The sequence below is a fragment of the Stutzerimonas stutzeri genome, from assembly GCF_024448935.1.
In the GTDB taxonomy this organism is placed as follows: domain Bacteria; phylum Pseudomonadota; class Gammaproteobacteria; order Pseudomonadales; family Pseudomonadaceae; genus Stutzerimonas; species Stutzerimonas stutzeri_AO.
On the sequence record NZ_JAMOIE010000056.1, the window covers coordinates 1 to 12,832 of the forward strand.

Annotated in this window: 9 protein-coding genes and 1 pseudogene; 6 read left to right on the top strand and 4 right to left on the bottom strand. The window is 61.7% G+C overall.

The window, feature by feature from the left end:
- The first annotated feature begins 121 nt into the window (after positions 1-121).
- Positions 122-1,021, top strand: a complete 900-nt coding sequence (locus NA637_RS15895; RefSeq protein WP_256073307.1) for a TIGR01777 family oxidoreductase — start codon at positions 122-124, stop codon at positions 1,019-1,021.
- Between the two features lie 71 nt (positions 1,022-1,092).
- Positions 1,093-2,118, top strand: a complete 1,026-nt coding sequence (locus NA637_RS15900) for a ferrochelatase (protein ID WP_256073308.1) — start codon at positions 1,093-1,095, stop codon at positions 2,116-2,118.
- Between the two features lie 35 nt (positions 2,119-2,153).
- Here NA637_RS15900 and NA637_RS15905 read toward each other — a convergent pair.
- Positions 2,154-2,836: pseudogene (locus NA637_RS15905) on the bottom strand (EAL domain-containing protein); the annotation flags it as partial.
- Positions 2,837-3,018: 182 nt separating this feature from the next.
- Between NA637_RS15905 and NA637_RS15910 the strand changes: the two are divergent.
- The 4 genes from NA637_RS15910 (at position 3,019) to nahK (ending at position 10,762) form a co-directional block, all read left to right on the top strand.
- Positions 3,019-3,957 (top strand): MerR family transcriptional regulator, encoded by a 939-nt coding sequence (locus NA637_RS15910; RefSeq protein ID WP_256073309.1) that lies wholly within the window; start codon positions 3,019-3,021, stop codon positions 3,955-3,957.
- Positions 3,958-4,066: 109 nt separating this feature from the next.
- On the top strand, positions 4,067-6,589 hold the full coding sequence (gene pqqF, locus NA637_RS15915; RefSeq protein ID WP_256073310.1) for a pyrroloquinoline quinone biosynthesis protein PqqF: 2,523 nt from the start codon (positions 4,067-4,069) through the stop codon (positions 6,587-6,589).
- Positions 6,590-7,056: 467 nt separating this feature from the next.
- Positions 7,057-8,196, top strand: a complete 1,140-nt coding sequence (gene nosP / locus NA637_RS15920; RefSeq protein ID WP_272889172.1) for a nitric oxide-sensing protein NosP — start codon at positions 7,057-7,059, stop codon at positions 8,194-8,196.
- Positions 8,114-10,762 carry a hybrid sensor histidine kinase/response regulator NahK/ErcS' gene (nahK, locus tag NA637_RS15925; protein WP_256073312.1) on the top strand — a complete coding sequence of 883 codons (2,649 nt, stop codon included), beginning with the start codon at positions 8,114-8,116 and terminating at the stop codon, positions 10,760-10,762. Before nosP ends, nahK begins: the two co-directional genes overlap by 83 nt.
- Positions 10,763-10,780: 18 nt before the next feature.
- Here nahK and NA637_RS15930 read toward each other — a convergent pair whose 3' ends face one another.
- From NA637_RS15930 to abiEi, 3 genes are all read right to left on the bottom strand, one after another.
- Positions 10,781-10,939, bottom strand: a complete 159-nt coding sequence (locus NA637_RS15930) for a hypothetical protein (RefSeq protein ID WP_256073313.1) — start codon at positions 10,937-10,939, stop codon at positions 10,781-10,783.
- Positions 10,940-11,097: 158 nt separating this feature from the next.
- Positions 11,098-12,003, bottom strand: a complete 906-nt coding sequence (locus NA637_RS15935; protein ID WP_256073314.1) for a nucleotidyl transferase AbiEii/AbiGii toxin family protein — start codon at positions 12,001-12,003, stop codon at positions 11,098-11,100.
- Positions 11,990-12,538, bottom strand: coding sequence for a type IV toxin-antitoxin system AbiEi family antitoxin (gene abiEi, locus NA637_RS15940; RefSeq protein ID WP_256073315.1), 549 nt, complete (start codon positions 12,536-12,538; stop codon positions 11,990-11,992). The genes NA637_RS15935 and abiEi overlap by 14 nt, the downstream gene beginning before the upstream one ends.
- Positions 12,539-12,832 lie beyond the last annotated feature (294 nt).

The window sequence follows — 12,832 nt, forward strand, 5'->3', positions numbered from 1 at the left end:
CATAGACTACGCTGGCGTTACTACGTTAGACAGCAGTCGGCGTCTGTACAGGTGCTACATCAGAACGTAGCAGCCCGCAGAGTCATCGGTGCGGGCCCACAGCTGACTTGCGGAGGCCGCAATGAACATATTGCTCACCGGTGGGACCGGCCTGATCGGTCGTGCACTCTGTAAACACTGGTTGTCTCAGGGCCATCAGCTGTGGGTCTGGAGTCGGTCACCCGAGCAGGTGGCGGACCGTTGCGGCGAGTTGGTAACGGGCATCGGCGATCTGGGCGAGCTCGATCAGGTCCGGCTTGACGCGGTTATCAACCTCGCAGGTGCGCCGATTGCAGATCGTCCCTGGACCAAATCCCGCCGTCTGTTGCTTTGGAACAGCCGTATCAAGTTAACCGAGCAATTGATCGAATGGCTTGCGACCAGGCAGCAAAAGCCGGCGCTGCTGATTTCCGGCTCGGCCGTCGGTTGGTATGGCGATGGCGGTGAACGGGAACTGAGCGAGGATGACAGCCCGGTTACCAACGATTTCGCCAGCCAGCTCTGTGCCGCCTGGGAGGAAAGCGCCACGCGAGCTGAGCCGTTGGGCATTCGTGTGGTGGTGGTCCGAACGGGGCTGGTGTTGGCAGCTCATGGCGGGTTCCTGCAACGGCTCAGACCCTTGTTCGCGCTCGGGCTGGGAGGCAGGCAGGGTAGTGGTCGTCAGTGGATGTCGTGGATCCACATCAACGATCAGATCGGCCTGATAGATTTTCTGTTGCACCAGCCCGATGCTGCGGGGCCCTACAATGCCTGCGCACCTCAGCCGGTGCGTAATGCCGACTTTGCCAAGGCGTTCGCGGCGAGTTTGGGACGACCAGCAGTTCTGCCGGTACCGGCGCTGGCGTTGAAGGTTGGCCTGGGTGAGCTGTCGGGGTTGATTCTAGGCGGTCAGAAAGCCCAGCCGTTGCGATTGCAGGCTGCGGGGTTGCAGTTTCGCTTCGTGACGCTGGATGCGGCATTGGCGGACCTGCGCAAGGCGTAGTCGCTATGCGAAAATGGCGCCGCGACCAACGGGTTGCGGCGCGCTCCATTAATCAGTAGTTGGAAATGTGCATGTCCGAGCAGGCGTTGTTGTTGGTCAATCTGGGTTCGCCGGCATCCACTGAAGTGGCTGATGTACGCCGCTATCTCAACCAGTTTCTGATGGATCCCTATGTCATCGACCTGCCTTGGCCAATTCGCCGGTTGCTGGTCTCGCTGATCCTGATCAAGCGCCCGGAACAGTCCGCACATGCCTACGCTTCCATCTGGTGGCCGGAAGGATCGCCACTGGTGGTGCTCAGTCAACGCCTTACCGACGCCGCCCGCCCGTACTGGAAAGAGGGCCCGGTGGAACTGGCGATGCGCTATGGCGAACTGTCCATTGAGCGCTCGCTGCTGAAATTGGCCGGGCAGGGCATCCGGCAGGTCACCTTGGCGCCGTTGTATCCACAGTTCGCCGACAGCACCACGACCACCGTCATCGAAGAGGCGCGGCGGGTGATTCGTGAGCGAAACCTCGACATTCAGCTGTCGATCCTGCAGCCGTTTTTCGACCAGCCGGAGTACCTCGATGCGCTGGTTGCGAGTGCCCAACTGCACCTGGAACAACCCTTCGACCACCTGCTGCTGAGCTTTCACGGCTTGCCTGAGCGGCACCTGCGCAAGACCGATCCAACCGGCGCACATTGTCTGAAAACCGTTGATTGCTGCCAGCGTGCCGAAGGTGCCGTCCTCGCCAGTTGCTACCGCGCGCAGTGCATCCAGAGCGCCGCTGCGTTCGCCGAGCGCGCCGGCTTGCAGCCCGAACAGTGGTCGGTGTCGTTTCAGTCGCGACTGGGGCGTGCCAAGTGGATCGAGCCCTATACCGAGGCGCACCTGGAAGCGCTGGCTGCCAGGGGGGTGAAGAAGTTGTTGGTGATGTGCCCGGCGTTCGTGGCCGACTGCATCGAAACGCTGGAGGAAATCGGTGATCGAGGCCGCGAACAGTTCCAGGCGGCCGGTGGCACGGATCTGCAGCTGGTCCCTTGCCTGAACACTCATGAACAGTGGCTGCAGGCTTTGATTACTCTGTGCCGCCGGGCGCCGCTGGCGTTGTAAGCGGCCCATCTCGGCGTGTGGGCGCGGCGCGACCCTCAGGTCACGGGTTCCAGCTCGAACGCTTCGAATGCTTCCAGCGGAACCGGCCGGCTGAACAGGTAACCCTGAAACATGTCGCAGCCATTGGCGATCAGCAATGACCGCTGTTCCTCCGTCTCGACACCTTCGGCAATCACTTCCAGCTTGAGCCCGGACGCGAGCGCACAGGTGGCGCGGATGATGGTCTGGCTGCTGGCATCTTCGACCAGCTGACGGACGAACGATTGGTCGATCTTCAGTTGATCGAGTGATAGTCGCTGCAGGTAGGCCATTGATGAGTAACCTGTGCCGAAGTCGTCAATCGGGAACCGAATGCCGTGCTGCTTCAGGGCTTTAACATCCGAACCACCGCTTCTTCCATGTCACCGAGTAACAGGGATTCGGTGATTTCAGGCTTCAGCAGTCGCGGATTGGCCCCGGTGCGCTTCAGCAAGGCCAGCACCCGGTCGACGAAGTCGACTTGGTAGAGCAGGCTCGCACTGAGGTTGACCGCGAGCGTCAGTGCCGCCCGGGATGGCTGTCTGGTCCACGTGGCGAGCTGCTCGCAGGCCTGGGTAAGGACTACGAAATCCAGTGCTTCGATCAGCCCTGCACGTTCTGCCGGGCCGCTGAAGTGGAACGGGGTGAGCAAGCCGCGTTGCGGATGTTGCCAGCGCACCAGCACTTCAGCGCCGCACAAGGCCGCCATGCTCGCATCGACTGCCTTGTAGAACACCGTCAGGTTGATCAGCACGTCCTGCTTGTTTGAACGGCAGTTTCGGAGACCTTGCACAATCCTGTACGTGTATAAGCTCTGTAGAGCCTATGTCTGCCGACCCTGAGTTACAATGCGCCCATTCCCTTGCATGAGCTGTCCGCCTCATGACTGAATTTGCCCGTGCTTCTTCGCTGCTTTCGTCTTCATCGCTCAAGCAGGAAGAGTTGTTCCCGATCCGAGAGGTATCACGCCTGACCGGGGTCAATCCGGTCACCCTGCGTGCCTGGGAGCGCCGCTATGGCTTGATCCAACCGACCCGCACCGAGAGCGGTCATCGTCTCTATTCGATGGCCGATGTCGAAGCGGTGCGCAGTATCGTGGCCTGGACGGAGCGTGGCGTGGCGGTGAGCAAGGTGGGCAGCATTCTGTCGCGCAGTGCCGCAACCCGAGCGGCGGAGGCCGTGGCTGGCGAATGGGGCGAATGGCAGGCTCAGGTGCAGCGGGCAATAAGCAGTTTCGACGAGAGCCGCCTCGATCAGGTCTATGGCCAGGTCTTCTCGACCTATCCATTGCCGGTCGTGTTTCAGGATGTGCTGTTGCCGGTGTGGCAGCAGTTACTGGTGCGCCAGGATGAGTTCGGTCAGACCAGCGAGTGGCTCTTTCTTGACAATTTCCTGCGTGCCCGCGTGCTGCAGCGACTGCAACTTGCGCGAGCCCAGGCGGAAGATCGCGTGCTGCTGGCGGCTGTGCCAGGGCAATGCCGCGAGCTGGAGTTATTGATTGCCGGCCTGCTGCTTTCCAGCGACGAGGTTGCCGTCAGCGTGCTGGCCATCGGCCAACCGCTGGACGAGCTGACCCTGATCTGCGAAAAGGTTCGCCCGCGCGCATTGGTGCTGTATTCCAATGTTCCGCCCAACGCAGCCTTGCTCAAGCAGTTTGCCAAGCTTGCGCTGAGCCTCGACTGTCCCCTGGCCATGACGGGTGAGGCCGCCGAATTTTCCCGGGAAGGGTTGCGCGGATCGCCCATTGCCTGCCTGGGCAATGCCGGCAAGCTGATGCAGCGCCGTCTGCTGCAGTTCCTCGATGGGCATCTGGACACCTGACGACGGCCGGCCTTGCCGAGCTGGCCCCAGGGTTTGATGCTTAAGCATCATTGTGCCAAGCGAACCTCGGCGCGATCCTCCCAGACCCACAGCCGGAACACGTTGCCCAATGCACTCGTCAGCCGATCCTGTCCAGCAACCGTCGCAAACTGTTCCTCCCAATGGGCTGCGCGTGCGCCTGATGCCGTTGCTTGGCAGCTCGCAGGCCGCAGCACTGGTGCGAGTCCATGCCGGTTCGCATGACGCGCCGAGTGCCTATCCTGGGCTGGCGCATTTTCTTGAGCATCTGCTGTTTCTCGGCAGCCGGAATTACTCTGCCGCCGAAGGTCTGATGCCCCTCGTTCAAGGATGTGGAGGGCAGCTGAACGCATCGACCCGTGAACGGCATACCGACTTCTTCTTTCAGTTGCCGGCCGACCAGCTCGAAGAGGGCCTGCGTCGTCTCGTAGACATGCTCGCCAATCCGTTGCTGGACCCAGCTGCGCAGCTGCGTGAACGCGAGGTGCTGCAGGCCGAATACCAAGCGCGTGCGCAGGATGCCGAAACGCTATGCGACGCGGCGCTCGGACACGCGCTCGACCCAACCCATCCGTTCGCGGGCTTTCATGCAGGCAACCGCGACACGCTCCCGGTGGAGGACGCAGCCTTTCAGCAGGCTCTGCTTGGCTATCATCGGCGGTTTTACCATGCCGGCCAGATCGAGCTGCTATTGGCCGGGCCTCAGCACGAAGAGGTCTTGCAGTGTCTCGCCGAGCAAATGGATGCGGGGCTCGCCAGCCATCCCTTGGTGCGGCGCGAAGTCCCGCCTTGGCGCTGTAAGGCTAACGGCTGGTTTCGCTTGCAGCTCAGTGCTCAGCCACGCCTGTTGCTGGCGTTCGCGCTTGACGGATTGCCGGAGCACGCCGTACCGGCGCTGGATTACCTGTCCGTCTGGCTCGCGTCTGAAGCGCCAGGCGGGCTCGCCCAACGCCTGCGTGATGCCGGATTGTGCCAGTCGGTGAAGCCGCGCATTCCTTATTGGTATGCGGGGCAGGGCATTGTGGTCGTGGAACTGTTGCCGACGGAACGAGGAATGTCGGCACCGGCCGAGCTGGTCGAAGCCGTGCTCGACTGGTTGCGGTTCTTTGCCGACGATGCACGTTGGCAGCCATGTCATGCGGAATATCAGCGCATCCGCCATCGAAGCCTGCAGAACGCCGAACCGCTGGCACGGCTACGGTACTGGGTGGATCCGCTGGCCTGGAGCCTCGACAGCGATGACACTGCAGTCAAACAGGCGCTTTCATTGCTCACGGCGCAGATGCTCGGTGGCGCGCCGCTGGTCCTCATCACCGACAAGACCAGCTGCGCGGCCATCGAAACCAGCGGTTTTCCGCTGCGCCTGCGGCCCGAACCGCCGCAGCGGACAGTGCCTATCGACTGGGACTGGCAACAGCCGGCTGCGAATCCCTGGTTGAGACCCGGAATACTGCGCCATGAAGCGGCTGATATCCCGCCCGCACTGCGTTGGCAGGGTCCGGAAGACATGAGCGGACAGGGCGCTTTGTTTTTACGCTGGCAGTTCATGCGAGGCGAGTCTTTCCCCGCCTTGTCACACACCCTGACCCATGCGCTGCAATCAGCTGCGTGGGCTGCCCAACAAGCTGGTGTAGCGCTGCTTTTCGAGGATTTCGGGGATGCCTGGTGCCTCAGGCTGGCAGGCTTTGCCGAGGCCATACCGGTAATTCTGAGCGACATCACGCCCGTGCTTAGCGCGCCGCCAGCCGCGGCGTTTACCGAGGGCCACGCACTGGCTGAACGCGCCGCGGCACTCAGCAGCGATGTCATGCTGGTCCGTCAGTTGCTCAACCGCCTGCCTCGACTGCTGGCAGATTCGACTGCGGTCGCTGGCCAGACCGCAGCCTCATCCTCACTGGCTCGGCTGTGGCAAACGGCACAGTGGCAAGGCCTGGCCATCGGCTTCGCGTCGTCCATGAGCGGACCGCTGACCGATGCGATCCACACGCTGCCAGGCACACCCGCGCTATCTCCGGTCGCGCGCAGCGTGCCAGCAACGGTGAAACGCTGGCATGACGTCAGTGGCGCCGCCGCGATGCCCGAAACAGCATTTCTGCTGTTCTGCCCGTTGCCGGACCGTACCGCCAAATGCGAGGCCTCCTGGCGTGTGTTGGGGCGGCTGATCGAAGCGGACTTCTTCCGACGGTTACGCAGCGAGTTGCAACTGGGGTACGCCGTGTTCAGTCGCTTCTGTCAGTTCGGCGAGCAGGCCGGGATGCTGTTCGCCGTGCAGTCACCGACCGCCTCGGCCAACGCGATTCTCGATCACGTCGAGCAATTCCTCAACGACAGCACAGTGAAACTGGCCGCACAAGATGAAGTTGTGATCGAGCGAGCCGCACGCCAAGCCAGCGACCGGCACGTAGCCAGCGGAGCGGACTTGCGCGCCCAGGCCGAACAGGCATGGCAGAGCCTGCAGGCAGGACATGAAATTGATCGACCCATCGAGGTCGCCGCCGCGATGCGCACCCTTCGGCGACAGGATCTGACGGCGGCCCTGGAAGCACTGCGCTTGGCCCGCGCTGGCTGGGTGGCTGTCGCCAATGCGCCGGCACCCGACGCGGGCTGGGCCTGACGCCTGAGCCCTAGCCCTCCGCGACCTTACTCGCCAATTTCGCTTCTGGACCGGCCCACAGCGGCTTTGGGGCAGTTGTCTTGCGACTGACTCGACTTCTTCCTCGACCAGATGCTGACCGGATACGGCCAGGTCAGCGACACCCTGGGTCTGGTTGATGTCGGCAGCGTGTCCTTGGGCAACATCGGCACGGGCGTTCCATGGTGCCACGCAGCGCTTCTAACCCAGCCTGCGACAACCAGGCGGATGCCTTTCGAGGCATCCGTTTTTGTTTTCGTTCGATGCGCCGGGAGCAGCTGCAGCAATCAGCCCCGTGCTGTTTCGTCGCTTTGCTACCTTGGCAGGCCGCAGGCGGTACAGAAGTAGCATGTTCGTGCCCTATGCCCTGGCCAAGAATGGGGTCATACGATAACGGTGTATGGGGTGGGTGCGTGGTCGAGCAAGAATCCTTAGCGGTGCGCACAGCGATGTCTGAAGCGAGGGACGCCGAAACGGTGGCCCAGGACCTGGCACGCCAGCTGATTCACCCGTATCTCGGCTTCGTCCTGTTTTTCTGCTCTGCCGAGTACGATTTGCCAGCGCTGGGTAATGCGCTGCACCAATACTTCGGTGGTGTACGCATGGTGGGTTGTACATCAGCTGGAGAGATCACCCCCCAGGGCTACGGCCGCAGCTGCGTAACGGCGGTCGGCTTCGATCACCGCAACTTTTCCATCGCCTGCGAGCTGATCGACGAGATGGACCGCTTCAGCCTCACCGATGCGCAGCAGCTGGTCGAGCGGCTGGGCAGCGATTGCCGCAGCAACTCGCTGGCGCCGATCAAGGACCACAGTTTTGCCCTGACTCTGCTGGATGGGCTGTCCAGCCGCGAGGAGATCGTGCTGTCGGCGCTCAGTGCCGCCTTTGGCAGCATTCCGCATTTCGGCGGCTCGGCCGGCGATGACAATCACCTGACCGACACTCACGTCTACTATGACGGCACGTTTCACAGCGGGGCGGCGGCGGTCGTGCTGATCAACACCTGGATGGATTTCGAGGTGTTCACCACCCATCACATGCTGCCGCGCACCGAGAAGCTGGTGGTGACGCGCGTGGACAGTCACGCCCGTCGCGTCTACGAACTGAACGCAGAACCCGCTGCCGAGGAATACGCACGGCTGATCGGCGTCGAGGTCAGCGATCTCGATCACCGACTGTTCGCTGCGCATCCGCTGGCAGTGCGCATCAACGAGCACTACTACGTCCGCTCGATCCAAAAGGTCAACGATGACCTCAGTCTGACGTTTTATTGCGCCGTGGAGAACGGCATCGTGATGACCGCGATGCGTCCTGGCCCGCTGATGCCCAACCTCGAAGCCGTATTCGAACGCCTCGAACAGCGTCTCGGCGCGCCCTTGCTGACCATCGGCTGCGACTGCTTTCTGCGGCGACTGGAGACCGACGGTAACGGCTCCAGCGACGACGTCTCGGCCTTCCTACGACGCCAGCAGGTGATTGGCTTCAACACCTATGGAGAGCAGTTCAATGGCATGCATATCAACCAGACCTTCACCGGCGTCGCCATCGGACGGCCAGGTGGACGCGCTGGAGAAAAAGGTGCTCGTTGAGCGACTCGATCGGCAGGCCGAACTCGAGCGCGAAAACCGCAAACTGCGGCGGATCAATGCGGCGCTGATCGAGCGCATCGAGTCCAGCAGTACCGGGCGCGACGCGTCATACGCCGCCTTCCAGCATTCAGTCGAACTGGCTGAACAAGTCCGCGAACGCACCGATGCGTTGAACCAGGCAATGGCCGAACTGAAGGCCAGCAACCGTTTGCTCAGCGACGCCTGCCTGCGGGCGGAAACTGCACATCAGCATCTGGTCGACGCGATCGAGAGCATTTCCGATGCCTTCGTGCTGTTCGACAAGGACCAGCGCATTGTTTTGTTCAATAAGCGCTTCAAGTCGATCTGGAGCCGAACGCGCGTGCGCATCAACAGCGGTACGCGGCTGTCGGAGCTCAAGCGGTTGGCCGAGAGCAGCGGGCTGATCGCCGAGGAACATCGTGGTAAGGCCAACGAGCCCACCGTCTACCGGCTGCAGAACGGCCGTTGGGTGCAGGTCAGCGAGCGGCCCACGCGCGAAGGTGGCCTGGTGATGCTCTACACCGATATCACCGAGGTGAAGATCAGCGAGACGATGCGGCGCGAGCAGGCCTTGGCGCAGAAGTCCCGCTTGTTGCAGCGTGCCATAGATAACCTCTCGCAGGGCGTGGCGATGGTCAGCGCCGATGGGGGTCTGGAGCTGTGGAACGGACGCTTTCTGGAACTCTGCGGCTTGGCACCCATCGAGGCGCACCGGCCGTTCGATGAAGTGATGGCAGACAGCGAGCTGAAGCTGCTGACACCCACCACTCGGGACGCCGAGGGTCTGCCTCTGACTGAGCTCGAACAGCACCTGTTCGATGGCCGTACGCTTGAGGTCCGCACCCATCCGCTGCCCACCGGCGGCTTCGTCAACACCTTCACCGACATCACTGAGCGTTACCGCCACGCCGAGGCGCTGCGCGAGAGCGAGCGCTGGATCCGCCTGATTACCGACCACGTGCCGGCGCTGATCGCCTATGTCTCGGCTGACCTGACTTATGAATTCACCAACAAGGTCTACCAGGAATGGTATCGCTGGCCCAGCGAAGGCATGCTCGGCCAGTCCCTGCGGGACATCCACAGCGGCGAGCACTGGCAGCAGCTCGAACCCTATATCGACCGTGCCTTGTGCGGTGAAAGCGTCAGCTTCGAGATGGCCGAGCGCAACCATGCCGGCCTGCAGCGCTACATGCTGCGCTCGTATGTACCGAACCGGCAGGCCAGCGGCGAGGTGGTCGGCATCTTCGTGCTGATCCAGGACATCACCGACCGCCGGCGCACCGCGGAGGCGCTGCACCAGGCCTATCAGAACCTCGAACAACGTGTCCGTGAGCGCACGGCGGAGCTCACCAGTCTGAACGACCAGCTGCTATGCGAAATCGACGAGCGCGCCCATGCCGAGGCGCGGCTGCGCGAAGCCAAGCGGGAGGCGGAGCTGGCCAACCTGTCGAAAACCAAGTTTCTTGCCGCAGTGAGTCACGACCTGCTGCAGCCATTGAACGCCGCTCGGCTGTTCACCAGCGCATTGCTGGAGCAACCCGCCGCACCCAGTGGCGGGCTGATCCGTAACATCAGCAATTCCCTGGAGGACGTCGAAAACCTGCTTGGCACGCTGGTCGATATATCAAAGCTCGATGCCGGCGTGATCAAGCCGGATATCGCCCCGTTTGCCGTCAGCCAGTTGCTGGAAAACCTGGCGGCGGAGTTTCACCAGATCGCTGGCAGCGAGCAGCTACAGCTGGACTTCATTCCCTGTTCAGCACTGGTGCGCAGCGATATCCAGTTGTTGGCGCGCATCCTGCGCAACCTGCTGACCAATGCCATTCGCTACACCCCGCATGGCCGCGTGATGCTGGGTTGCCGCCGCCGCAGGCAGAGCCTGTCGATCGAGGTATGGGACACCGGCATCGGCATTCCCGAGGACAAGCTCGAAGAGATCTTTCACGAATTCAAACGCGGCGAGGGCGTGCGTCCTCAGCAGGATCGCGGGCTTGGTCTGGGGCTGGCGATTGTGGAGAAGATCGCGCGCATGCTCGGTCACCGGATTCAGGTGAGGTCGGTGCCGGGGAAGGGGTCCAAATTCGCTATCGAAGTGCCGCTGGCCAAGCGGGCACCGAAAGCGAGCGTGGAGCCGTCTGCTACGGATCTGCTACTCGAACGGCTCAAAGGCGCGCGGGTCTGGGTGCTGGATAACGACACCGCAATCTGTGCCGGCATGCGCACACTATTGGAGGGCTGGGGGTGTCATGTTGTGACGGCACTGTCGGAGCAGGATTTGGCCGGGCAGGTCGATAACTTCCATGCCGATGCCGACCTGATCATCGCCGACTACCACTTGGACAACGGCTGCAACGGCGTCGATGTGGTCGAGACGGTCAACGCGCGGCGTGCCAGTCCACTGCCGGCGCTGATGATTACGGCCAACTACAGCAACGAACTCAAGCAACAGGTGCGGGAGTTGGGCCACATGCTGATGCACAAGCCGGTGCGGCCGATGAAGCTGAAGACTGCCATGTGCCACATGATGGAACACGGGCATTTATAGAACATAGCCAGGCTAGATCTACAAGTGCTCGGCGTCGCTGACGTCTATGGGGTCGCTGACGTCTATGGGCAAGGAGCGAGCGTGCTCGCGATCATGGGCACCGAGCGTTTGCGGATCGCCAGCAAGCTGACTCCTGCGGTCGAGGCATGGCGGTGCTTCGAGAGGCTTCGCCGACACGCGGGTCTCGTTTTTCGTAGGAGGGCCGCGCCTGTTTTCGAAAACGCTCCCGGCGTTTTTCCTACCTCCCCCATCCATGGGGTCGCCGACGGGCTTGCGGCATTTCCCACATCCATGTGGGTTACACGCCCCCACTCCACATCACACAAGCCCTGCGCCTACATCCTGAAGCGCGGAGTTTGCTGGTCATTCTGGTCATTCGAGAGAAAATCACGGGCCTGCTGGCACTGCTCCGCGATCAGCGTCGTGAGGTAACTCCAGAACGCCGGCTGCTCGACCGTTTCGACAACCACTGCCGTCGGCAGGAAGCGACGCATTTCCTCGCGGAAATCGTCATACAGTTGCGGCTCAGTCAGCAACGCCTGTCGACGCTCGGTCAACAGTTCGAGGAATCGCGGCGTATCGCAATGGTGATCACGCAGCTTCAGCGGCACCAGTGCCAGAGGCAGCGCAACACCCTGTTGGTGCAACCAGGCCATATCCCAGAGATCGCGATTCTTCAACCGATTGGGCCGCAAAGCCAAGGCCACCAGCTTGTCAGCCAGGATTTCCTCGCGACTTTCTGCCTGCAATATCAAGCCGCCGGTGCCCATGTCGACCCCGTAGTGGTTACTCAGCATCATCGGTCGCTGATCGTGGCTGGGAATGGCGCAGATATCGATATTGATACGCTGCGCCGGTAGGTCACGTTGTCCCGGACGGGTCTGCACCTTCAATTTCCAGGTATCGACATTGCCCGCCTCCCGGGTGGGCTCGCTGACTTCGACAGTCAAACCATACTTGCCTTGCAAACGCCCTACCAGAACCTGCCCCAAAGTCATCAGGCGCTCTTTGCTGAAGTCCACGCCACCAGTGAAATCCAGATCCTCGCTCAAGCGGCTGGAGCCATAGCAGGCACGCAAACAGGTACCGCCCATGAAGGTCAAGCTGGCCAACAGACCAGCGTGGCTCATCTCGCGCAGGATGTCGTGATGCAGCAGCTCCTTCTCCACCACCACCCGCAGCGGCGCAAACTCGCTCTTATTGCGCAGGGCTTCGTCCACCAGTTGGTCAAACAAGCTCATTCACGACACTCCAGTCGACCAGCTCCATATTCCGCCGTGTGGCGCGCATGTCCTGCAACGCCAGGGTGACCGAGGAACGCCACAGGTGGCAGCGCCGGTCATAGCTCAATTGCCCGGCGACCTCATCCGGGCGCTTGCGGGTATGCACAAACTCGATGGTGCCCCAGGCACCACAGCGAATGATATTGCTGCGACCTGCCGACATCAGAGTGATCCAGTTGATCGGAATCTGCGAAATCACCCCGGCATCGCTGAGTGCCGTTTCCAGGCTGATGTAATTGAAGGTGTCGGCACGCAAGCGCGCCGCAGCATGAAACAACAGCAGGCCGCGTGGATAGTCCACCCGTTCATACAGGTACAGCCCACGACACACCCGAGCGAGATGCCCCACACTGACAGCCCGGCTGAGCAGCGTCTTGAATGCCGTCTCGGACAGGGCTGGGAGCAAGGCGCGCAAGTCCGTCAGGGTAAACAGGTAGTGTTCGACACTAGCCAGCTCAGCCAAAGTGCGGGTCAGTTGCTTGATTGGCTGCATAAGGGGCAACTCAACATAAGGTTTCACTTAATGTAACTTAGTGTCGAGTCAAACATCAAAAAATTTGGCTGCCGCCCTGAGTCGCTTCGGTGGGTTCCTCGGCTTTGGCATCCTGCGTCGCCCTACCTGCTGCATCCATGCAGTCGTACTGCTGGCGGTATTACCGCACCGCTCACTTCACCGGCGATCCGGGCCAAGTCCGGCCCTTTGAGCAGGTTTAACCCTCGCTCACGGATGCTCCTGGCAGCAACTCGGTCGACGTTGTCGGAGTGGCCGCAAACCAAGCAGAGAACA